The 23,310-nt window shown below is 47.2% G+C and carries 21 protein-coding genes, 1 tRNA gene and 1 pseudogene; 6 read left to right on the top strand and 17 right to left on the bottom strand.

Features of this window, described 5'->3' with window-relative positions; all coding sequences use genetic code 11:
- Positions 1-109: 109 nt before the first annotated feature.
- Complete coding sequence (locus DXD65_RS13660) at positions 110-1,531, bottom strand: sialate O-acetylesterase (RefSeq protein ID WP_117887728.1); 1,422 nt, start codon at positions 1,529-1,531, stop codon at positions 110-112.
- A 193-nt stretch (positions 1,532-1,724) separates the two neighbouring features.
- On the opposite strand from DXD65_RS13660, the gene DXD65_RS13655 reads away from it, so the two are divergent.
- Positions 1,725-2,852, top strand: a complete 1,128-nt coding sequence (locus DXD65_RS13655) for an AAA family ATPase (protein ID WP_008662419.1) — start codon at positions 1,725-1,727, stop codon at positions 2,850-2,852.
- Positions 2,853-3,643: 791 nt separating this feature from the next.
- On the opposite strand, the gene DXD65_RS13650 is transcribed toward DXD65_RS13655, so the two are convergent.
- Entirely contained in the window at positions 3,644-4,732 is a 1,089-nt protein-coding gene (locus DXD65_RS13650) for an ATP-binding protein (RefSeq protein ID WP_233556142.1), read from the bottom strand.
- Between the two features lie 259 nt (positions 4,733-4,991).
- Here DXD65_RS13650 and DXD65_RS13645 point away from each other — a divergent pair, with 259 nt between their 5' ends.
- The gene (locus tag DXD65_RS13645) at positions 4,992-8,336 is read left to right on the top strand and encodes a DUF2723 domain-containing protein (RefSeq protein ID WP_117878865.1); all 3,345 of its coding nucleotides are present in this window, start codon (positions 4,992-4,994) and stop codon (positions 8,334-8,336) included.
- 168 nt (positions 8,337-8,504) lie between these two features.
- On the top strand, positions 8,505-9,161 hold the full coding sequence (locus DXD65_RS13640; protein ID WP_005831030.1) for a polysaccharide deacetylase family protein: 657 nt from the start codon (positions 8,505-8,507) through the stop codon (positions 9,159-9,161).
- A 143-nt stretch (positions 9,162-9,304) separates the two neighbouring features.
- Here the strand turns inward: DXD65_RS13640 and DXD65_RS13635 are convergent, their stop codons facing one another.
- A complete protein-coding gene (locus DXD65_RS13635; protein WP_005831035.1) occupies positions 9,305-10,201 on the bottom strand; it encodes a DUF4595 domain-containing protein in 897 nt (298 codons plus the stop codon).
- A gap of 321 nt (positions 10,202-10,522) precedes the next feature.
- On the opposite strand from DXD65_RS13635, the gene DXD65_RS13625 reads away from it, so the two are divergent.
- From DXD65_RS13625 to DXD65_RS13620, 3 genes are read left to right on the top strand one after another with little or no spacing between them, the layout of a single operon-like run.
- Positions 10,523-11,761, top strand: coding sequence for a tetratricopeptide repeat protein (locus DXD65_RS13625; protein ID WP_230321436.1), 1,239 nt, complete (start codon positions 10,523-10,525; stop codon positions 11,759-11,761).
- On the top strand, positions 11,715-12,410 hold the full coding sequence (locus DXD65_RS21260) for a sensor histidine kinase (RefSeq protein ID WP_233556141.1): 696 nt from the start codon (positions 11,715-11,717) through the stop codon (positions 12,408-12,410). Before DXD65_RS13625 ends, DXD65_RS21260 begins: the two co-directional genes overlap by 47 nt.
- Positions 12,407-13,039, top strand: a complete 633-nt coding sequence (locus tag DXD65_RS13620) for a response regulator (RefSeq protein WP_025832309.1) — start codon at positions 12,407-12,409, stop codon at positions 13,037-13,039. The genes DXD65_RS21260 and DXD65_RS13620 overlap by 4 nt, the downstream gene beginning before the upstream one ends.
- Before the next feature lie 78 nt (positions 13,040-13,117).
- Here DXD65_RS13620 and DXD65_RS13615 read toward each other — a convergent pair whose 3' ends face one another.
- The 14 genes and pseudogenes from DXD65_RS13615 to DXD65_RS13550 all read right to left on the bottom strand — a co-directional run.
- Positions 13,118-14,350, bottom strand: coding sequence for a DUF4861 domain-containing protein (locus tag DXD65_RS13615; protein WP_008662385.1), 1,233 nt, complete (start codon positions 14,348-14,350; stop codon positions 13,118-13,120).
- A gap of 174 nt (positions 14,351-14,524) precedes the next feature.
- Positions 14,525-15,328 carry a gluconate 5-dehydrogenase gene (locus DXD65_RS13610; RefSeq protein WP_005831048.1) on the bottom strand — a complete coding sequence of 268 codons (804 nt, stop codon included), beginning with the start codon at positions 15,326-15,328 and terminating at the stop codon, positions 14,525-14,527.
- Positions 15,329-15,384: 56 nt separating this feature from the next.
- Positions 15,385-15,519 (bottom strand): annotated as a pseudogene (locus tag DXD65_RS21255) (5-keto-4-deoxyuronate isomerase); the annotation flags it as partial.
- A gap of 253 nt (positions 15,520-15,772) precedes the next feature.
- Positions 15,773-15,843, bottom strand: a tRNA-Gln gene (locus DXD65_RS13600).
- Positions 15,844-15,967: 124 nt separating this feature from the next.
- Positions 15,968-17,260, bottom strand: a complete 1,293-nt coding sequence (tyrS, locus tag DXD65_RS13595) for a tyrosine--tRNA ligase (protein WP_005831052.1) — start codon at positions 17,258-17,260, stop codon at positions 15,968-15,970.
- A gap of 107 nt (positions 17,261-17,367) precedes the next feature.
- On the bottom strand, positions 17,368-18,033 hold the full coding sequence (locus tag DXD65_RS13590) for a TatD family hydrolase (RefSeq protein ID WP_005831054.1): 666 nt from the start codon (positions 18,031-18,033) through the stop codon (positions 17,368-17,370).
- The gene (yidD, locus tag DXD65_RS13585; RefSeq protein WP_005831056.1) at positions 18,030-18,251 is read right to left on the bottom strand and encodes a membrane protein insertion efficiency factor YidD; all 222 of its coding nucleotides are present in this window, start codon (positions 18,249-18,251) and stop codon (positions 18,030-18,032) included. The genes DXD65_RS13590 and yidD overlap by 4 nt, the downstream gene beginning before the upstream one ends.
- Positions 18,248-18,664 carry a ribonuclease P protein component gene (gene rnpA, locus DXD65_RS13580; RefSeq protein ID WP_005831059.1) on the bottom strand — a complete coding sequence of 139 codons (417 nt, stop codon included), beginning with the start codon at positions 18,662-18,664 and terminating at the stop codon, positions 18,248-18,250. The genes yidD and rnpA overlap by 4 nt, the downstream gene beginning before the upstream one ends.
- Positions 18,665-18,849: 185 nt before the next feature.
- Positions 18,850-19,602, bottom strand: coding sequence for a uroporphyrinogen-III synthase (locus DXD65_RS13575; RefSeq protein ID WP_005834069.1), 753 nt, complete (start codon positions 19,600-19,602; stop codon positions 18,850-18,852).
- Between the two features lie 4 nt (positions 19,603-19,606).
- Positions 19,607-20,338 (bottom strand): DUF4271 domain-containing protein, encoded by a 732-nt coding sequence (locus tag DXD65_RS13570; protein ID WP_005831062.1) that lies wholly within the window; start codon positions 20,336-20,338, stop codon positions 19,607-19,609.
- Positions 20,335-20,922, bottom strand: a complete 588-nt coding sequence (locus tag DXD65_RS13565) for a TIGR00730 family Rossman fold protein (RefSeq protein ID WP_034532729.1) — start codon at positions 20,920-20,922, stop codon at positions 20,335-20,337. Before DXD65_RS13565 ends, DXD65_RS13570 begins: the two co-directional genes overlap by 4 nt.
- Positions 20,923-21,222: 300 nt before the next feature.
- Complete coding sequence (locus DXD65_RS13560; protein ID WP_008662365.1) at positions 21,223-22,044, bottom strand: RHS repeat-associated core domain-containing protein; 822 nt, start codon at positions 22,042-22,044, stop codon at positions 21,223-21,225.
- Positions 22,045-22,236: 192 nt separating this feature from the next.
- The gene (locus DXD65_RS13555; protein WP_005834063.1) at positions 22,237-22,509 is read right to left on the bottom strand and encodes a hypothetical protein; all 273 of its coding nucleotides are present in this window, start codon (positions 22,507-22,509) and stop codon (positions 22,237-22,239) included.
- A 3-nt stretch (positions 22,510-22,512) separates the two neighbouring features.
- On the bottom strand, positions 22,513-23,310 hold a 798-nt coding region (locus DXD65_RS13550; protein WP_133304303.1), incomplete at its 5' end, for an RHS repeat-associated core domain-containing protein.

The following is a 23,310-nucleotide window of genomic DNA, read 5'->3' as shown; positions in this document are numbered from 1 at the left end:
CGCGGATTACACGGATTTCACGGATTTAGTTTACTGCATCCGTGTGATTCCGCGTAACCCGCGCCTAATATTATAGTATAATGAAAGTGTTTATACACTTTTCGTTCTTTCACCAATTATCCGTACGGAACGGAATAGTGGGTAGTTCGTTCCCGCCAATCATTGTACCGACCTGGAAATCACGGAAACAATAGCGCACGGCAACGGGATTGGGCACCTTTTCCGAAGAAATCACGACCTCATTCGTCTGCCAGTGCAGCCATACTTTGTCGGCAGGATGGAACACACGGTCCTCACCCGCCACTTCGAAACCGCGAAGGTCATAGTTGCGACAGATACCCATTTCCAAATGGTCGAAGGAAACCCATGCTTCACTGCCTTTAGCAGTCCATGACTTATATTGTGGGCCGAAACAGTGTATCTGCTTCAATCCATAGGTAAGGTTCAATGCCAGATAGCTCAAGCGTTGACCTACCTTTGTCTTGTTGCGGGGATGGATATTGTATATCTCATAAGGCTCTACAAGGTCGTTTGTCGAAATCATACCACTGTTCGGAATCAGGCTTTGGGCACGGAATTGTGCTTCACGTAGGTAAGCAGCTTTCTCTTGCTGGGTACCTCCATAGGCGTACGGCGCTATTTCGGCAAAGTAGAAAGGCAATTCGCCCAGCCCCCATTCCTTGCGCCACAGCTGCACCATGTCGGCCAAGCGTTCGGCATATGTTTCATGGCGACCTACGTTCGACTCTCCCTGATACCAGATGAACCCTTTGATGGTATAGTTCTGAAGCGGCTTCAGCATGGCATTGTACATCAGCATGGGGCGGAGCATGGGATGCAGGCGTTCGATGGAATCGGGGTTGAGAGATATGTCTGGATAGTTTTCCAGCAGTTCACGGCTTATCCAACCTTCTACAGTGGATCCACCGTAAGCGCTACAGATGATGCCGACCGGAATCCGGAGGGCACGGCTCAACGAAGTGGCAAAATAGTAGGCCGTCGCACTGAAATCGGGTGCGGTTTCTATGGAAGATATGTTCCAGCTACCTTTGCAGTCGGTTTGCGGTTCATAAGTCTGGTGCTTGGGAACGGTGAACATACGCACCCCCTTATTCTCGGCAGAAGCTATGATGTCATCCGCTCCGTTCATGATGCAACAGCCAGCAAAACCTTTCAGGGGCATTTCCATATTGCTCTGGCCGGAAGCAAGCCATACTTCACCGATTAGGATATTCTTCAACGTAGTTTTTTCTCCGTCATCAAAAGTTATCTCATAAGGCGTGTATCCTGCTGCCGGAGTCTCCACGGCAAGCGTCCAACCGCCATCCTTATCGGCACGGCAAGTCATTGTCTGTCCGTTCCACGAAGGCGTAACGCGTACTTCGGCTTCCGGAGCAGCCGTTCCCCACAGTTTCACTTCAGTCTGCTGCTGGAGTATCATGTTGTCGCCCACCAGTGCAGGCAGTTTTACTTTGGCGCCCAACGAGGCGGCACCGCATAATAGAATCAATGCAAGAACCTTACTTTTCATAGTATATTTGTATTTAACATTATATTCGGAATCAATAACGCGAGCAAAAATAAGGCTTTTTTGCTCACGTTCTCCGTTTCATGTGCAAAAAGTGGGTGTTTTTGCACATGTGCTCAAACAAAATTATACATTGATGTATTATACATTGATGTATAATTTGTATATTTGTCATTAAATCAAGAACAGAAAGCTTATGAAATCACCTTTTCAATACGGCACACTGGTTGATAAAGAAAGTTTCGTCAATCGGGTAGAAGAACGAAAGCAACTGAAAGAATTGCTTGGATCGGGCATCAACGTAATGCTTATTTCACCGCGCCGATGGGGAAAATCGTCGCTTGTAAAAGTAGCTATGGACGAACTGACACAAGAAGACAAGCATATCCGTGTCTGCTTCATTGATGCATTCAGCATCAAGACGGAAGCTGAATTCTACCGCATCTTTGCGCGAGAAGTCATTTCTTGCGCCGCCTCCACCCTTGAAAAGAGGCTTGAAGATGTGAAACAGTTTCTTAAAGCCGTTTCTCCCAGTATCACATTGAAAAGCGACCCAACCGATACCCTCTCCTTTGACCTGAAATTGGAACTGGAAGAAAAAAGTGTCATGGAGATACTGGAACTACCCGAAAAGATAGCAGCTGCCAAAGGCATACACCTGATTGTCTGCATCGACGAGTTCCAACAACTGGCACTACTACCCGGCTACAAAAGTATGGAGGGAAAAATGCGCTCTGCCTGGCAGAAGCAGCAACAAGTTTCCTATTGCTTTTACGGAAGCAAGCGGCATATGATGATGGACATCTTCAACAATTCTTCTAACCCCTTCTACCGCTTCGGACAAGTACTGTTCCTGCAAAAGATAAAGAAAGAGGAATGGGTGCCCTTCATCGTCAATGCCTTCCACCGGACGAACAAAGAAATCAGCGAACAGCAAGCAGAACAACTGTGCGACATCGTGAAATGCCATTCGTGGTATTTGCAACAGTTGTGCTATTTCATCTGGAGCGGTACGTCTGAAAAAGTGACAGATGAGATTATCGAAATCCGTACCCGCCAACTGATAGACACCAACATGCCTATGTTCATGAACGACACCGAGAACCTGACTGCTGCCCAAACTGCCATGCTTCGTGCTGTAGCCGATGGTGAATACCGCTTCAACTCCATCCCCGTAGTGCGGAAATATGAATTGGGCAGTGCACAGACCATCACACGCAACAAGCGTATGCTGACAGAACGTGATTTCATTGAGAAAGAGGGGAACAAGTATGCTTTCTCCGATCCGATATTCGAGCTTTGGTTCAGGAGGGAGTATTGCTGAATATAAAAAAAGAACGTGGAACTGCGTGCTATCCATCGTCTTTGAAGGTCCTGAGAAAACCCCACTATACAAATGAACAGACAGCAGACCCACGCCGAAACCAGCGCAGGAGCAGTCCATGCCATTCTTGTATAGTTTCGAAAATTTCTCAGGTTCTCAAAGACAAGAATGAAGCACAACGCTTCTTACAATATCATTTCACAAAACATTGAAGCTAAGGACACTTCCTTGCTTCGATGGCAAATTTAACGATAAAGAATGAAAACAAGAAAAAGATTGGAAAGTATTTTTAAGGCTGATACCTACAGAAGATAAATATGATTTTGTCATTCTGACACTTTGTATTTTCTATCGCACGAGAATCCCGTATTTCCGACCGATTATCCACACAGAAAGAAATACGAGAGCGAAAATCCATAAGTGTCAAGTTATAAGCATTATACCAAAACGAACGTCCTTCCAATAAATCGAAATCACACCTCCGAAAGCCCTGATACACCGAAAATGCAAAAGCAAAAGAACGTTTTACTAAAACAGAGTAACCGTTTTACTAAAACGCAATACCCCTTTTAGTAAAAAGCAATCACCCTTTTAGCTTAAAGGTGTAGCCAATTTCTGCATAAAAGCCCTACAAAAGCGGAAGAATATGCAAGAAGAACGCATCTTTATGACCCCAATATCCACAATATATCCTAAATTCGTCCTTCTGCCCAACCATGTGCGGCAGAGAAATCTACAGAAACATTACTTTTTGTCAAAAATATAAGGATATTACTGCCTTTCAGCACCTTTTATAACAACCCATGCAGTTCCCACGCCCACACATGCCGTATTCCTTCATTGGATGGCAGACAGAAATCATCAAGCGAAACAACCAGTTTCTCATAATTATCTTGTATCGACTCCAACGAAGCATACTCACGACGCATCGTCTGCTCGTCAACCAACATATAAGTGGATTGCAGATAAACCGTGCGGTCGCCTTTCCGTGCCACGAAATCCACTTCCTTCTCTTTGGCACATCCGGTATAGACATCATAGCCTGCCCTGAGTAACTCCAGATAGACAAGATTCTCCAGTTTATAACCCACACCATAGGCTGTTCCGGGATAGAGGAAATTCTTAAAGGCAAGGTCGTTGATGTAATATTTCGCCGTACCGGACAGTATTTCCTTTCCGCGCAAGTCAAAGCGTTCACAACGATACGCCAAGAACGAGTCTTCGATATAGCCTATGTAGGCAGCCACAGCATCATAGCTCGTCTTCCGGCCCTGGCTCTTGAAATAGTTCACGATGTTGCCGATGGACACTAAATTAGAGGCATTGCCTACAAGAAACGCAAAAAGGTCCTCAAGCAGTCGGGGGTCACGTATGCTGTAGCGTTGGATGATGTCCTTCAGCAAGATGGTGTCCTTCAAGGCAGACAAGTAATTGCGCTGCACCTCCTGCTTTTCGGGCAAGACAAAAAGTTCCGGGATTCCGCCCGTATTCATATAGCCCATATAGCTCTCACGGTTCTGTTCCAGATGCCTTATCTCTGTATACTCCTGATAGCTGAAGGGATATATCGGAAATTGGACGTATCGCCCGGAAAGCAGCGTGGCAAGCTCACCGGACAGCATCCGTGAGTTGGAGCCACTGATAAAGAGCTCGTACTCCTCGGTATAGTCCTGCGAATAAGAATTGACCGACTTTTCCCATTCTTCGATGAGCTGCACTTCGTCGATGAAAATATAAATCTCCTCTTGTCCAGAGATTGTACTTCCTAAGTATATCCATTCTTTCGTCCATAACCCAAAAAGTTGGTGAAAAAGGCAAGATTTTCGGTTATAAACGAAAGATTCATTTAAACAAGCAAGGAAGATACTTCCTTTCCGCATCCCCTTTTATCGGCCGGATATTCCTTCTATAGAATCATCATTGTTGCATCTATATATCCACCGCGTTGCATCTATACTTCCACCGTGCTGCATCTATAGATGCAGCAAATCCCTTAACCTATCCTAATAATGCAGCTTATTGTCACCTATTTAGAAGCGAAATCATTATATTTGCACCCATATATGCCGTTATGTTAACTAAGCGGATGGCAAAACAACTTGTAAAAAACAAAACTGAATTATAACGAATTTCATCTGAATGAAACAGTACAAAACCGTAAACAACCTTGTAGGCTGGATTACCTTCCTCATTGCAGCGACGGTCTACTGCATGACCATCGAACCTACTGCAAGCTTTTGGGACTGCCCGGAGTTCATCACCACCGGCTATAAGCTGGAAGTAGGACACCCGCCCGGCGCACCGTTCTTCATGCTGGTAGCCAACCTGTTCTCACAATTTGCTTCCGATGCCTCCACCGTGGCCAAGATGGTGAACTACATGAGCGCACTGATGAGCGGCGCATGTATCCTGTTCCTTTTCTGGAGCATCACGCACCTGGTACGCAAACTTGTGGTGACAGACGAAAACAATATCACACGCGGCCAGATGGTTACCATCATGGGTAGCGGTCTGGTGGGCGCACTTGCCTACACGTTCAGCGATACCTTTTGGTTCAGCGCTGTGGAAGGCGAGGTGTATGCCTTCTCCTCACTGTTCACTGCCGTCGTATTCTGGCTCATACTGAAATGGGAGGACGTTGCCAACGAGCCTCACAGTGACCGCTGGCTGATTCTCATTGCCTACCTGACCGGTCTGAGTATCGGCGTGCACTTGCTGAACCTGCTCTGCCTGCCCGCCATCGTACTGGTGTATTACTACAAGAAGGTGCCCAATGCCAACGCAAAAGGTTCCCTGCTGGCATTGCTCGCTTCGGGCATACTGGTAGCAGCCGTACTCTACGGCATCGTGCCGGGTATCGTGAAAGTGGGCGGCTGGTTCGAACTGCTCTTCGTCAACACGCTGGGCATGTCCTTCAACACGGGTGTCATCGTATATATCATCCTGTTGGCAGCCTGCCTCATCTGGGGTATCTACGAAAGCTATACCGAACGCAACAAGGCACGTATGGCACTCTCGTTCATACTCACCATCGCCATGCTGGGTATCCCGTTCTACGGACACGGTACCAGCTCGGTAGTTATCGGTGTCATTGTCATTGCCGCATTGTGGCTCTACCTCCGTCCGAAGACGCAGGCAGCCGTCAAAGAGAAATTCCGCGTATCGGCACGCACGCTGAACACCTCGCTGCTCTGCACCATGATGATTGTCATCGGATATTCCTCGTATGCACTTATCGTCATCCGCTCCACCGCCAACACGCCGATGGACCAGAACTCTCCGGAAGACATCTTCACACTGGGCGAATACCTGGGACGCGAGCAGTATGGCACACGCCCGCTGTTCTATGGCCCTGCCTTCTCCTCGCAAGTGGCACTGGACGTGAAAGACGGTTACTGCGAACCGCGCATCAAGTACAACGGCACGAAGTTCATCCGCAAGGAGAAAGCTACGCCCGACGAAAAGGATTCGTACATCGAAATCCCCGGACGCATTGAGTACGAATACGCCCAGAACATGCTGTTCCCGCGTATGTACAGCAGTGCCCATACACAACAATACCATGCCTGGCAGGACATCAAGGGTTACGATGTGCCCTATGACAAATGCGGCAACATGATTATGGTAAACATGCCCACACAGTGGGAAAACATCAAGTTCTTCTTCTCCTACCAGCTCAACTGGATGTACTGGCGCTACTTCATGTGGAACTTCGCCGGACGCCAGAACGACATACAAGGCAGCGGAGAAATTGAACACGGCAACTGGATTACCGGTATCCCGTTCATCGACAACTGGCTGGTGGGCGACCAGAGCCTCTTGCCTCAGGAACTGAAAGACAACAAGGGACACAACGTATTCTACTGCCTGCCCCTGCTGCTGGGTATCATCGGCCTGCTATGGCAAGCCTACCGTGGACAGAAAGGCATCCAGCAATTCTGGGTGGTCTTCTTCCTCTTCTTCATGACCGGTATTGCCATCGTGCTCTACCTGAACCAGACTCCGAGCCAACCGCGCGAACGTGACTATGCCTACGCCGGTTCGTTCTACGCCTTCGCCATCTGGATTGGTATGGGTGTGGCAGGACTCGTCCGTCTGCTTCAAGACTACGCCAAGATGAAGGAACTGCCTGCTGCCGCCATCGTTTCCGTAGCCTGCCTCTTTGTCCCCGTGCAGATGGCAAGCCAGACTTGGGACGACCACGACCGCAGCGACCGCTACATGGCACGCGACTTCGGCCAGAACTACCTGATGTCCCTGCAAGAAAGCGGCAACCCGATTATCTATACCAACGGTGACAACGATACCTTCCCCCTCTGGTACAACCAGGAGACCGAAGGTTTCCGTACCGACGCCCGTACCTGCAACCTCTCGTACCTGCAGACCGATTGGTACATCGACCAGATGAAGCGCCCCGCCTACGACAGTCCTTCTCTCCCCATCACGTGGGACCGAATGGAGTACGTAGAAGGCACCAACGAATACGTCCCCATCCAGCCTGAGTACAAGAAAAGCATCGACCAGCTCTATGCCGAAGCCGAGAAGCAGGCACTGGACGGTAATCCCGAAGCACTGGTCAATGTAAAGAAAGAATTCGGTGACAACCCGTATGAGCTAAAGAATATCCTCAAGAACTGGGTGCGCAACAAGAATCAGGACTTGAAGGTGATTCCTACCGACAGCATCGTCATCAAGGTAGACAAGGAAGCCGTGCGCCGCAGCGGCATGATGATACCGGGCGATTCAATCCCCGACTACATGCACATTTCGCTGAAAGGCAAACGCGCCCTCTACAAGAGCGAGTTGATGATGCTCGAAATGCTGAGCGAGGCCAACTGGGAACGCCCCATCTATATCGCTGTCAGCGTAGGCAGGGAGAACCAGCTGAATATGGAAAACCACTTCGTTCAGGAAGGTCTTGCCTATCGTTTCACTCCGTTCGACACCAGTAAGACGGGCGTGACAATAGACTCCGAAAAGATGTACGACAACCTGATGAACAAGTTCAAGTTCGGTGGCATCGACAAGCCGGGCATCTATATCGACGAGAACGCCATGCGCATGTGTCACTCTCACCGTCGCATCTTCTCCCAACTCGTGCAGCAGCTGATGCGTGAGGGCAAGAAAGACAAGGCAAAAGCCGCCCTGGACTATGCCGAAAAGATGATTCCCGCCTACAACGTGCCTTACGACTGGCAGAACGGTGCCGTACAGATGGCGGAAGCCTACTACCAACTGGGCGAAACCGCCAAGGCGGACGAGATGATGAAAGCCCTTGCTGACAAGGCTGTAGAGTACCTGACCTGGTATCTGAGCCTGGACGACAACCGCTTCATGATTTCTACCCGTGAATTTGAATACCACTGGGCTGTACTCGATGCCGAGGTGAAGGCCATGAAGAAGTACAACTCCAAGCTCGCCGAAATCTACGAGCCGAAGGTGGAAGAACTGTATAATATGTATGTGGACAGAATGAAGGAGTGAGAATAAGGATTAGGGATTAAGGATTAAAGGATTAGGGATTAGCCTGTGCAGTTCATCACTAATCATTAATAACTAATCATTAACCCCTAATCCTTAATCATTAACCCCTAATCCTTAATCATTAACCCCTAATCCTTAATCCTTAATCCCTAATTAATCATTAATCACGTGTTTATAGAACAACCTCCTGAGTTTTTTCGCAAACTATATCCCGGTGCAGTCTGGAGGATGGACCCCAATGAAAAAGCCGTTTATCTGACTTTCGACGATGGCCCTATCCCCGAAGTAACTCCCTGGGTGCTCGACCTGCTGGATAAGCACAACATCAAAGCCACCTTCTTCATGGTAGGTGACAACATACGGAAGCATCCGGACGAATTCCGGATGGTCGTTGAGCGTGGGCACCGCATCGGTAACCACACCTTCAACCATATCCGTGGATTTGAATACACGGCCAAGAATTATCTGGGAAATACCGAACAGGCGAAGATTTTCATGGAAATGGGTGGGGACATCAATTGCAATGTGGAGAAGGTTCTCTACCCTCTCTTGTTCCGCCCTCCCCACGGCCATATGTTCGCCAACCAGTATCTCACGCTGAAACGAACCTACAAGATTGTGATGTGGGACCTCGTGACCCGCGACTACAGCAAGAAGCTGCGCGGTCCGCAAGTGCTTGCCAACGTGATGCGCTACGCCCGCAACGGCTCCATCATCACCTTCCACGATTCCTTGAAATCCTGGTGCAACGGAAACCTGCAGTACGCATTGCCGCGCGCCATTGACTTCCTGAAGGAAGAGGGATATGAATTCAAAGTATTATAAACTTGAAACAGCAGAAAGTTACCAACATCTGCTGTCACAATAAATTCCACATAAAATAAGAAGGGGTTGTCTCGGCAAAAGGCAACCCCTTACATTTTATAGGCTCATGTCCTGTTCCACAAGAATAAACAGATGTTTTATAATTACCAAGTAAATGTACATCTGTATTCATCCCACTGGTCTTTTACAACCAGTTCCGTAGGATAACTGTCGGAATTCAATGTCCATGTAAAATACATATCGGACACAGAGTCCTCGCCATTGTATGTATAATGCCCTACAAGCGGCAGATGTTTCGTAGCCTTACCAAGCATGCCTCCATAATAGGCATATATCATCTCGTCCATATCCACATCCAGTATTTCATCAAACAACATCAGGCAGCCCTTATTCTCGATAGGAGCTGTTATATTATCCGTCGTATAGTCTATGGCAGCACTATACTCCCACTCGTCATTGCTGTCGATAATTCCGTCACCATTGAGATCCCCACTAGCTACATAACGTGTGGAAGTCTTCACCACATCTCCATCCTTATAGGTGATGTTCGTTATTTCACCATCGCTTTCAGAGCGTTTCATTACAACCAGATGGCCTTCAGTGTCGTATTCCATCTCCCAAGTAAACTCATCGGCATCGGGAGTACCAGCGTGGTCTATTGAGTTGCAAAATTCCACATAACCATCGCTGTTGAGCTGCAAGTTCAGTTCTGTAACATCGCCCTCTTCATCCGTCACGGTGATTCTTGCTCGGTCCTTTGCAACATCTGCCTTTGTAGTAGCGGGAAAGTACTCAAAGACGGCTTTATCCCCATCCTCAGTTGTAATGTTCGTCACCAGCCCTTCTTCATTGTGAGAAATCGCCATGCCCGAAACCGACTTCGGAAGCCCTCCCGTAAACACTTGCGAAGGATTGACCACAGTGGCGGTGTTTTCGCCACCCTCACCATTCTCATTTTCGTCATCGTCACTGCAAGCAGTGAATCCCAAGCACAACGCCACACCCAACATGGAGGCAGCCATCATTTTAAACATTTTCATAAGTTACAAATCTTGTTTTATCCCCATCCCTCTAAGGAAAATCCATAATAACAAAAGTATAAGGAATGCCGTCCGTATCTCACGACAACAAGACTCTGCCATTCAAACCCGGACAGATACTTTTGGCCATTTATCATTCCCAGACAAAGCTTAATATTTTTTGCAAAGTAATAAACTTTTCCTTTCACTCCTTGTCACTGAAAAAGGTGATTTTTCAGCTACATACAGAAAAAATTCAGCATCTCCGATAAAAAGCAAAATGAATAAGACGTATATTTGCAACAACTAAGCACAGATTGAATTCCACTAAAATATACCGATATGAGGGTACGCCATACTAAGCTATTATCACTCCTCTTTTCTTTAACCACTATCCTGCTTCACGCCGGAGAAATACCAACAGACACTCTGTTGGCACACTTCTACAACCGGGCAGCCAATCTCATGGAAGAAGGACACTACGATGAAGCGCAACGTAGCTTCGACAGCGCCTTTGCCACCCGGAACGTAAAGCACTCCTTCATGTATCCCATCTTGCTGAACGAACAAGCCACACTACTGATCTATGTGGGAAAGACAGAAGAAGCCTTTGCCATGAAAAAAAATGTGCTCCCCTACCTGCCGCAGATAGATGATTTGGAAAAGCACATCAGCGTATACAACGATTTGGGCCTCCTCTACCGTCAGCACCAAATGAATGACTCTACACTCTACTATTACAATAAAGCACTGGACACTGCCTTGCAATACGGAGACGAAAGCTGGATAGCCCACATCTGCAACAATGTGTCCATCCTATACTTCAATATCAGGCAGCTGGACGAAGCTGAAAAGTATACCGACATGGCCACCGAACATGCCGCCAGAACCGAAGACCCATTCGTAGCTTTCACCACCTGGCAAATCAGGGCAACCATAAAGGCTGAGCTGAACAAGCTGGATGATGCTGAAAAATCCAACCGTAAAGCCTGGAACATTGCCTGCCACGGAGAGGGAAACGAAGACCTATGGAAGATACGCTGCCTGCCCGGCATGCTGAGACTCTTTGAACGAAAAGAACAACCCGATTCCATAGACCACTACTTGAAATTGGGGAACAAACTACTACAACGGGTACCATCCAACTCCATCGCTGCCATAGGATTCATACAATCGAGGGCAGCCACCGAAACAAACCGCAAAAACTATGCCCGCGCCTTGAAGGACTTCCACTGGCTGCGTAACCGGAAAACCGGTACCGAGCCCAAAACACTACTTACACAAATGGCACGATGCTACGATGCCTTGGGAAACCCCAAACTGGCCTATACCTATATGGATAGTGCCCGCATGTGGACTGATACGCTGGCACAGCACAATCTGACGCAACAAATGGCAGAATTCAACGTGAAATATCACACACAAGAAAAGGAATTGGAGATAGCCCACCTGCAACAAGAACAACTGGAACACCAAGCCTTCCTGCTAAAAGCCTCTTGCTGTAGCCCTTCTGTCCGGCCTTGCTCTCATTACTTTGTTGACGCTCCGCCACAAGAAACGAATAGCCGAAAAGAAGATTGAACTGCTAAAGCAAGAAAACGAACTGAACTCGGCACGCCGTTACATTGAAGGGTTGGAAGAGGAATGCAAATATTTTGCCAAGGAACTGCATGACGGCATAGCCAACGACCTGCTGGGGCTGCAAATGAAGATAGAAACTTCTGCCGGCAAAGGGAATGAGCAGGAACTGGCCTCACTCGTCAGCAAACTGAGAAACAACGTGCGGAATATCTCACACGAACTGATGCCTCCCGAATTCGAGCATCTCAGTCTAGACCAGATACTCGACCGTTATGCTGCCAAACTGACCGAGAACACCGGCATAGAGGTCAGCTATCATCCAACGGAGAACAACGCATCACGCCATCTTCCCAATGAAACCGCTTATGAGCTGTACCGCATCGTACAAGAGCTCACCATGAACATCGTGAAACATGCCTCAGCCAGTCATATAGTCATCAGTCTCCGTGCCGACAATGAAAATAAATATACCCTGCAAATTACAGACAACGGTAAGAATGCAAACAAGCAACAAACAGCAACAAACAACAATGACGGCATAGGATTGCGCACCGTAAACGACCGTATCAGAGCCATCAACGCTACCGCCAATGTATGCTCGTCAACAGAAAACAACGTTTTCACCCTACTGCTTAACATAAACGAATGAAACCAAACAAAGAAACATACAGAATACTGGTAATAGATGACCACCCGATTGTTGCTGAAGGCATCATCGCATTGGCCTCGCAACTCGAAGGAGTGACGTGCAAAGGAGCCACTTGTGCAAAAGACGTGGAACAACTGACCCTCAAAGAGAGATTCGACCTTTGCATCATTGACCTTGAACTACCGGATATGAATGGATTCCAACTCATATCCCACCTTCACAGCCAGATACCCGAATGCGGCATTTTAATCTATACCATGCATGAAGAACCTTGGATCATAGCCAAATTATCCACCCTAAACATCAACGGAGCTGTTTCAAAAAATGCCAGCACCAGCGAATTGAGAGACGCCATCAGTACACTGAAAAACGGAACCAGATACTTCAGCAATGTTTTCAGCGAACTGGACAAGGAAAAACAAAACACCCTACCATATGCACTTCCCGAATTGTCGAGACGTGAAAAAGAAGTGCTCGCCTATCTCTCGCAAGGACTGAGCACTTCTGAAATATCCCAATTACTATTTCTCAGCATCAATACAATACAGACTTACCGGAAGCGCCTGATGGAAAAACTGGAGGCCAAAAACGTTGCAGAACTTGTCTACAAGGGGAAGAGCTTATTCTGAGAACACTTGTCATTCGCCCGGACAGTTACAAGCCTCCAGCTTCTCAAGCTTCTCCGTCTGAAAAGGAAGAAAATCAACTTAGCGGATACTCACCGTCATCGGATTGCGCACCTTCTGTGCAAAATCAGCCATGTATCGGTTCCAGGCTTCAGCAGTCTTGATGTCTGCGCGGTCCCAGGCAAAGCCCCAGTAATACACGTAGTCAGCGCCCGGCTCATAGTCGCTGACAACCAGTACATGACCGTCCGCATTGTTACGCATCTTCTTCTCCTCTATGGGGAAAAGCACGGTTTTGGCTTCCTTCACAACGGCAGGGAAAGCGGCCCCCATAAATATCTTGCCATTATCCGGTCCGGTAGTGGGGTCTACATACGTCATATAACCACCGGCGGCATCAGCCACCACAGCACCGTCCGGTTCGTGCAGCACAATACCGGTAACAATGGGCAAAGATTCCTTTAGATTGCTATACGAAACGGCAGTACGGTTCAGATGAGAACCGGCATCCAGCGTAATCAGACGCGTTTCCACCACCGCAGTATCCCCTTTCACAGCCAACGGATTGAACTCCAGCTTCACGGTGAAGCGCAACGGACCGTTGTCCAGCACCTCCTGCGTCTTGTAGCACCACGGATAGATAATGGTATCATTCACCATCAATGCAGACACTCCGGCTCCCAATGTTGGGCCTACTGCATAGCAGTCCATGCCATAACCGTGGTCTATATGATAGGAGAATGTGCGTACCAGCTCATCGGCTGCCTTCGGGTCTGTCTTGCGCAATTCATTAACCTGCTTCCAGGAGTCTGCATCCAGTTCCTTGGCATACATGTCTTCCAGTACCGGTGCAGCAGTGCCTCGCTTCGTGAACAAGTCGTAGCCGAAACCGCGTTCACCCCTTGCCTGCAATGCAGGACCGTAGGCACGGAAGCCTACCAAGTCGTTCTCCCAGGCCATGTCGTCCAGACGTTCGGGATACTGCCGCCCACAAGCCCTTACCTCCACATCGACGGGAGCACCGGCCTGGACGGTATATGCAGCCGATGCATTGGCGGCTACCGTAGCAGGGAAGATTAATTTGTCATCGTAGGTCACTTGGTAAGGCACCTGCTCCCCTTCGACATTCAGAACCACAATCTGTGCGGTGTCTGCCAGATTCAGAAGGTTTGAGATTTCGGTCATGGACACCTCTACCATCTCATCGGAACGGTCCATCGCTAACGGATTGGTTACCGTAACAGTCACTATCTTGCTATCGTTGCAAGCAAGACAGCAGAGGGCCGCCATACATAATAAAAGAAAGTTTCTCATATAATCATTGCTTTTTCCTAATCAGTTGTATAACTTTCTTTTAGGCGCGGATTTCGCGGATTATACGGATTTTCCTTATCCTTTCCGCGAAATCCGCGTAATCCGCGCCCAAAAGAAAAAGGTGACAAGTGACATTATCCTGCCACTTTATCACCTTCTCAATTATCCTTAAATTTATTTCGGTTGCTTTCCGATATAAGCCAAGATACCTCCGTCTACATAGAGGATGTGACCGTTTACCGCATTAGAGGCTTCCGATGCCAGGAACACTGCCGGACCGGTAAGTTCTTCCGGAGCCAGCCAGCGGCCTGCCGGAGTCTTGGCGCAGATGAACGAGTCGAACGGGTGACGGCTACCGTCGGCCTGCTTTTCACGCAGCGGAGCAGTCTGCGGGGTAGCGATGTAACCCGGACCGATACCGTTACATTGGATGTTATATTCACCATATTCAGAGCAGATGTTGCGAGTCAGCATCTTCAAGCCACCCTTGGCAGCGGCATAGGCCGACACAGTCTCACGACCCAGTTCGGACATCATAGAGCAGATATTGATAATTTTACCGTGGCCCTTCTTCATCATGGCAGGCAGAACAGCCTTTGATACGATGAACGGAGCATTGAGGTCGATATCGATTACACGACGGAAGTCAGCAGCCTCCATCTCGTGCATAGGAACACGGCGGATGATGCCGGCATTGTTTACGAGGATATCAACAGAGCCTACTTCCTTTTCAATCTGGGCTACCATGGCCTGAACAGCAGGTTCGTCTGTCACATCACATACATAACCGCGTGCCTTGATACCCTTTTCAGTATAGGCAGCCAAGCCTTTGTCTACCAACTCCTGGTTGATATCGTTGAAACAGATAGTTGCTCCTTGCTCTGCAAAAGCTGAAGCGATAGCAAAACCGATACCATAAGAAGCACCTGTAACAAGGGCTACTTTACCTTCCAAAGAAAAATTCAAATACGGATTCATAACGTTAAATTATTAAGTTTAAATAAGTGATATTCTATTTATGTACGATTTGCAAGTAGTTTATACTCAATGGAAACTTTATTTTGGGAGAATGCCTTCCCTATAAGGAAATCGCAGCGAATGCTTTTCGTATCGTAGCTTTTCACATCATCGGGATGCTCAGCATAGCGAATTTCATAGTTCGTTTTCATGATTGCACTACATTTAATAGGTTATAACTTCAGCCATCAAATACACATCGTTTGCGTACACGATGCAAATGTAACAAAAGAAAATGGAGAAACCGTATAAATTTGTGTCAATTATATAGCAATATCGTTCAAAGATTCGTAAAAAGAAAAAATCTATACCTATAGTGCCAACAAGAGGGGGAAAGAATAACAAAAAAACCCACTAAAACTTGCGATTTTAGTGGGTTTTTAGCTGCAATTAGCTGTATCGTAGTTGGACTACCAGGATTCGAACCTGGACAAACAGAACCAAAACCTGTTGTGCTACCATTACACCATAGTCCAAACATAGGGCTTTCTGTTAAAAAGCGGTGCAAAGATAAAAGGAAGCCCCGAAATATCCAAATATTTCGGGGCTATTTTTACTGCCGAAGCATCATTTCCTTAATTACTTCTCTTTAGGCTACCGTTATTTGGCGATAATCAGATAGTAATTCTTCTTGCCGCGCTGTACCAGCAGGTATTTTTCGTCCAGCAGGTCGGCTGTCGTAATCACCTGGTCGAAAGCAGCCAGTTTCTCCTTATTCAGAGAAACGCCACCGCCTTGCACCAGCTTACGCATCTCGCCCTTGGAAGCGAATACAGCAGCATTATCCACGAACAAATCCACCGCCTTCACACCGGCAGCCAGTGCATCACGGGATATTTCAAACTGGGGAACACCCTCGAACACAGCCAGCAGCGTATCTTCGTCCAACTTCTTCAGTGCATCCGAAGTTGCATTGCCAAACAAGATGTTGGATGCATCCACGGCGGCATTATAGTCCTCTTCGGAGTGAACCATGATAGTCACTTCCTTCGCCAGACACTTCTGAAGGACGCGCAAGTGGGGAGCAGCGTCGTGCTCGGCCGTCAGAGCGTCAATCTCTTCCTTGGACAGTGCAGTGAATATCTTTATGTAGCGTTTGGCATCCTCGTCGCTCACGTTCAGCCAGAACTGGTAGAACTTATATGGAGAAGTGTAGCGCGGGTCGAGCCAGATGTTTCCGGACTCTGTCTTGCCGAACTTGCCACCGTCGGCCTTCGTAATCAGCGGGCTGGTCAGTGCAAATACCTCCCCACCGTTCGTACGGCGAATCAGTTCGGCACCGGTGGTGATGTTACCCCACTGGTCGCTGCCACCCATCTGGAGCTTGCAGCCTTTGGTTTCATACAGATGAAGGAAGTCGTACCCCTGCAACAGCTGGTAGGTGAATTCCGTGAAGGAAAGACCGTCACGTGCCTCACCGTTCAGACGCTTCTTTACAGAATCTTTCGCCATCATATAGTTTACGGTGATGTGCTTACCCACTTCACGGGCAAAATCGAGGAAAGTGAAGTTCTTCATCCAATCGTAGTTGTTCACCAACTCGGCACGGTTGGGGGCATCCGAATCAAAATCCAGGAACTTGGAGAGCTGGGCCTTCATACCGGCCAGGTTGCGCTGCAACGTCTCTTCCGTAAGCAGATTGCGTTCGGCAGACTTTCCGGAAGGGTCACCAATCATACCCGTAGCACCGCCAATCAGTGCCAACGGCTTGTGTCCGCAACGCTGGAAGTGACGCAAAATCATCACACTGCAAAGGTGCCCGATGTGCAAAGAGTCCGCAGTAGGGTCGAAACCAATGTATGCAGTCACTTGTTCCTTAGCCAGAAGTTCTTCCGTACCCGGCATCATATCGTGGAGCATGCCACGCCATCTTAATTCTTCTACAAAATTCATCGAATGATTAAGTTATCTGATTAATTATTTAAGTGATTATCTATGAATTGTTTGATTCCTATTTTAATCTGCGCAAAAATACGACTCTTTATTCGAAGAAACAACTCTTAGGGTTTAAAAAAGACTTTGCAGACATTTCTCCGGAGTGTTTCTCCAAGCTCCTCGGGAGAGATGCCGCGCACTTCGGCAGCGCGTGCATACAATTCCCCGATGGAAACTTCGCTTTCATCCGTTTCGATGAACAGCCGGTCGGCAGGTACCCGGCACAAGGCTACTTCCTGGTATTTCTCCCCGAATGAAAGGTAAAAGCCATGTTTCAGATATTCCTCCACCAGCGCCGCCTTGCCACGGAAACCATGTATTATCCACGGATTCGACGGGCGCAAGTCCCGCTTCACCTTCAGCAGTTCATCAACCGCCTTCACCAGATGAATCACCAGCGGCTTTCCCACTTCCTCTGCCAAACATGCCTGGCACCTGAACACTTCCACCTGCAAATCCATCGGAGCATCTGCCAGCTTGTCCAGCCCGGCTTCGCCCACGGCAAGTACTTGGGGATGGCGCACTAACTCCTCCAGGCCGCACACCCTGCTAGCCACAGCACCTTCAACTCCTGAGTGTTCACCTCCACTCCGACCTATACGCCAGGGATGTATCCCCACCGAATACCATCCGCCGCTCTGTGGAGAGAACGTTTCGGGATAGCAATTTGCAATGGCAGTTCCGGGTACTTGCGGAAGCCGGTGTGTATGTATGTCAACTGGAATATTCATGGAACGGGATCATATCCGGAACCTCCCCAGGGATGGCAGCGCAGAATGCGCCTGACTGCCAGACAAAACCCCTTGAAAGGTCCGTGTTTCTTGATGGCCTCCACCGCATATTGCGAACAAGTGGGGGTAAAACGGCATGAAGGCCCTATCATGGGCGATATGCACTTCTGATAGAAATAGATGGGAAGCAGCAGCAGATATGAAAGCAGACGCTTCATGACACCTGCGGAGTTTGCTCGGTTTCAGCATTTGCCGCTACCTTCTCGGCAATGCGTGCCAAAGCTGTCTTCATACGGTCCTCGATGACAGAAGAGTCTACCAACTGGTCCGAAAGATAGATGAAGGCCACGGCCAAACGGCACTTTTTTTCCGTCAACACTGCCAGCAGTCCGTGTTTGTTCATGCGGTAGGCTTCACGTATCTGACGTTTCACGCGGTTGCGCTTCACCGCCCGCTTGAAACGGCGTTTCGAGACACTTACAAGAATGGAAACGGGTGCCTCCAGCTCCTCCACCGGCAGATACACCACACGCAAAGGGAAAACCGAAAACGAGCGTGAGCCGCCCGCAAACATCTTCTCTATCACTTTCTTCCTGTCCAACCGTTCGGACTTACGCAAGGTATTTGGCATGGGGTGATGAGTTATAAGTTATGAGTGATGAGTTATGAGTGATAAGTTATGGGGGCGATACAAAAACGAGCTACAAGTACCTGGCAACATAAAAGCACAACCACTTGTAGCTCAATTTTATAAATCCATTGTTATGCCTACAAGCTATAAGCAAATCACTCATAACTTATAACTCATAACTCTTTTTACTTTCCTTTATTATTTTCCTTGATAAACATGTCAAGCGCCGCCGTCATTGAGGGTGCCTGCACGCTGGGAGCTTCCAGGTCAAGACGAAGCCCGGCATCACGGACTGCCTGGGCAGTGGTAGAGCCGAATGTTCCGATCTTGATTTCCTTCTGGTCAAAATCAGGGAAATTCTTCTTCAAGGCACTGATGCCTGCCGGACTGAAGAACACCAGCATGTCATAATCAAAAGCCTCATCTGCAGCAAAATCATTGCTGACAGTGCGGTACATGACAGCTTCCGTGTGCTGAATCTTATTCTTATCCAGCAGATTCTTCACGTCATCATTGTGTACATCCGACATCGGTACCAAGTACTTTTCAGTCTTATGCTTAACAATGGAAGGTATCAAATCGTCAATCTTCCCGGTGTTTCCGAAGAAAATCTTACGCTTACGATACTGCACATACTTTTGGATATACAGAGCAACGGCCTCCGTCACGCAGAAATACTTCATTGTTTCGGGAATTGTCACACGCAATTCTGTACACAAGTGGAAGAAATGATCAATAGCATGACGCGAAGTAAAAATAACGGCAGTATGATCCAAGACCGAAATTTTCTGTTGTCTGAACTCTTTCGCTGAAAGGCTCTCCACTTTGATAAATGGGCGAAAATCTATTTTCACACCATACTTCTCGGCGATGTCGTAGTAAGGAGATTTCTCTGATGCCGGTTTCGGCTGCGACACAAGTACTTTCTTAATTTTCAACGTCCTAAAATTTTATTATCAAATAATCGTTTAGCTGCGTCACGCCTTGATATAACACAAAACAAGGCATGATTTCAAGGGCACAAAAGTACACAATTAAAAGCAAACCGCCATATAAATTGTTACAAAAAAGCTTTAACCACTTGTATAACATCAATATTTTAGCAAAAAAGGCTAAAATCAATCCTATTATTATCGTCAGCTGCAAACTCAAATCAAAATAGACTATGAACAGAGCAAACGGGAAAAGGGCGAATCCCAAGTAATAAAGTAGCGTAGAATAGGACTCAAGCCATAGCGTTGTAACACTTTCGTCAAAAAAAATCCAACCCAGAAAAGAGTAGAGCATCCACTTCAAGCACAAATAGAAGAGACACACACCGATGTAAATCCCCAGCAGAAGCCCCGGCGACACATGACGTACCAGTTCCGGCTGTATATCATTGAAGTAGCTGAAGATACAGACACCCGCAAGGATGCAAGTCTGCAGGATGAGCAGCAGCAAATAGCGCATATCGGCGGCTGTGGAAGTGGCAAATATGCTGGTACGTTCGCGATGAAGCAGGAAATCCTTCACCAGCTGCAGCAGGAACTTGCGGCTGCGTGACAAAACATAGGCCGACAGAAAGAAACAGCACAAAAGAACCACGGTGATGCCATCGTCCATTCTCGGAGAATATGGAATAGGAATCCCCTCCGTCCCCACTACTGCCCAAGCCATCAACAGCCCTATCATATTGCAGCGAATTTACGGATGGAGGCGTCCCACAAGGGAGTGGTATATATCAGTTCCACGGCTTCCTGCGGTGTCTGCGCCACATGCCAGATGGCACCGTGCTGCACGCGCATGAAGTTTTCGTCCACCGCCTGCCGGAGCATATCGAGCAGAGGGTCGAAATAGTTCTTGACATTCAGTATCACAATCGGGTTCAGATACAGTCCGAGTTGCTTCCAAGTGATGATTTCCAGCAGTTCTTCCAGGGTGCCGCAACCACCGGGCAGGGCGATGACGGCATCGCTCAGGTCGGCCATTGTCTTTTTCCGCTGGTGCATGCTTTCCACTTCCACGAGTTGGGTAAGTCCGGTGTGATGCCATCCCTGCTCCACCATGAAGCGGGGAATGACGCCCGTCACCTCTCCCCCTGCCCGGAGTGCCGCATCGGACACAGCGGACATCAGTCCCATATTTCCCGCACCATTAATCAGGCGAATTTGCCGCTGCCCCAGCAGAGTGCCCAGCTCACGGGCTGCATCGAAATAAACGGAATCTATCTTTGTGCTCGAAGCACAATATACGCATACGGAATTTATCTTGTTCATCATCTTGTTACCTCCTTTTTTAGGTACCGCCACAAAGGTACATGATTTCGGGGAGATTTGAAACAAATTTCTTTCTTCCCACTTACGACGTGGGGATTTTTCATAAATCAATAACGGATTATGTGTGCCGCAGGCACTGATAAGGCACATTAAACAGGGCTACACCCTTTGCCCCGGATAGCTACACCCTTTGGGGTAAATGGCTACACCATGTCAGGGAAAGGGTGTAGCCTTATATAAAAGGTAAAATTCCCTGTTGACATATAGTGATGAAAGCAGGGAATCGTTCACTTTATTGAATCAGAGGACCTTATATATCAATATTCGAGCCAAAAGTAATCCGTCAAGGTCAATCCGATTAATAGGATTATTCCCGCAATAAGCATAGAGACTTGTATTGAAGTAATTTTCAGCAGAAGGGTCCACCGTCGTAAACCTTCCCAGCGCAGCATCATACATGCGTGCCCCATAATCATACAGATTCAACCCCTTCTTGCCATCGTACTCCTTGCCGTTATACTTGTAAGGCTGCACATTGCCTGAGCTTGCAAACACACCACCGAAGGGATAGTAATGGTTCGCTTCCTCAACAGCACCGCTGGAACTGAGGACTACGCGGTTGTTTCCCTGATGGTCCTGCAGGTAATAGTGGTACTTCTTGTCCGAAAGCGTAACATACCCCTCTTCCGTAAGAAGAAGCCTGGCAACACCGTTTTCATAGACCACATTGCCGCAATACACAGTAGGAACCGGATTGCCCGAACCATCTGCCTCCTTATACATCATGCGCCGCTTGATGCCGTCGGCAGTATAGCCATACTGTATGAAACCGCCGGAAGCAAAAGTGACGCCCGTTGGCAAATTTAATACATTATACGTAATATTGCTAATTCCCTTGTTTAAATCTTTGGTCAAATTGCCGTTCGCATCATAAACGTACTCGTTCGCCTGCTTAACACCGTCCTTGAACTCGAAGCCATTGTTGTAAGCAGAAGTCGTAGCGGTATCGTCCACATGATTCAGCAGATTGCCCGTAAGAATGATTAGGGCGTAGACTGATGCGGAGGTCTGCCCGTAGCACTGCGAAGACAGGACATTGTCGTTCTTGTCGTAACCGGTCACCTTTTCTGTATAGCGGCCTGCGCCGTGGGTGAAAGCAGTCAGACGGTTAAGGCCGCCGTATCAGTATTAGAAAGAAAAAAGCTATCCTAACATGCAAGATATAAGATATCTGATGTTAAGATAGCGATAAAATAGTCAATTCATATCAGGTCAAGACGCCCTAATTATCAATACAAAAGAGACTGCGTTTGTTTATGATAAACTGCATTTTTCTTTTGAAGATTTACGGCTATTGACAAGAGAAGCTATTAAATAAAAGATATTAATGATTACATAGCATAGAAAAAACTTCCACACTTTAATCGTTTCTTTTAGCCACTCCTCAACCCATAAGATATCAATTTTATCCCCACATCGATTTTCAATCTCATATTTATAACTAATTTCACAATTAATAATTGCGCATACAATTACTAATGAAAGAATTATTGATGTGGCAACAAACACAATTCTAAGCCATTTCATAATCTATCTTGTTTTATAAACTACACCTCCAGGTTTGGATATTCTCACTAAATGATTCTGCATTGATATTGGAAGAATAAATCTGTTGACAATAGGAATAGTAGTCCATGTTCCAAAATTGCTTGTTTGTTGTAGCCTTGTCTCTTTCAGAGCATTTGACCCGCTTTTATTCAATACATCAGATACCATTGTTGTACAATTATTACTTGTCAGCTTATATTCATCAATAATACGAGCAGAAGAACTGTTATAATAATCACTTTTAGGATTATCTGGCATTGTAGTTGACATATTAAACTTTTCGTCTAAAATATTAGCAACTTTTTCATCTGCCACATCTGTTACTACAAATACAGACATTCCGCCAGCTGCTTTTTTGTCATTGTAAGCTTTTGCTTCATCCCCCATTAACTTTAAAAGAACACCGGAACCGTTTCCTAAAGAATTAGAGCTTCTATCTGGTCCTTTGTTAGTCCCATTGTATCGTCCGTAGCTATAAACAGTCATATTAGATCCTTCACCAACACTAATCCACGTGTGACCAAAGGACTGAGTTTCAGTGTAAACTCTAATACTATCTCCATTCACATCAATATTCCCAACCGGACTATTCGCCCCATACTGATACGGAGACATCGAATAATATTTCTCGGCAAATCTGTCATTCGTCGTAAACCTACCCAATACCGCATCATAATGCCTTGCACCATAATCATACCAGTTCAAACCTTTCTTCGAGTCATACTCCTTGCCGTTATACTTGTAAGGCTGCACATTGCCTGAGCTTGCAAACACACCACC

The organism is Bacteroides sp. 4_1_36 (assembly GCF_003466325.1).
Classification (GTDB): domain Bacteria; phylum Bacteroidota; class Bacteroidia; order Bacteroidales; family Bacteroidaceae; genus Bacteroides; species Bacteroides uniformis.
Note: the sequence above shows the minus strand (reverse complement) of the source record. Positions and strands in the feature narration are given on the sequence as shown.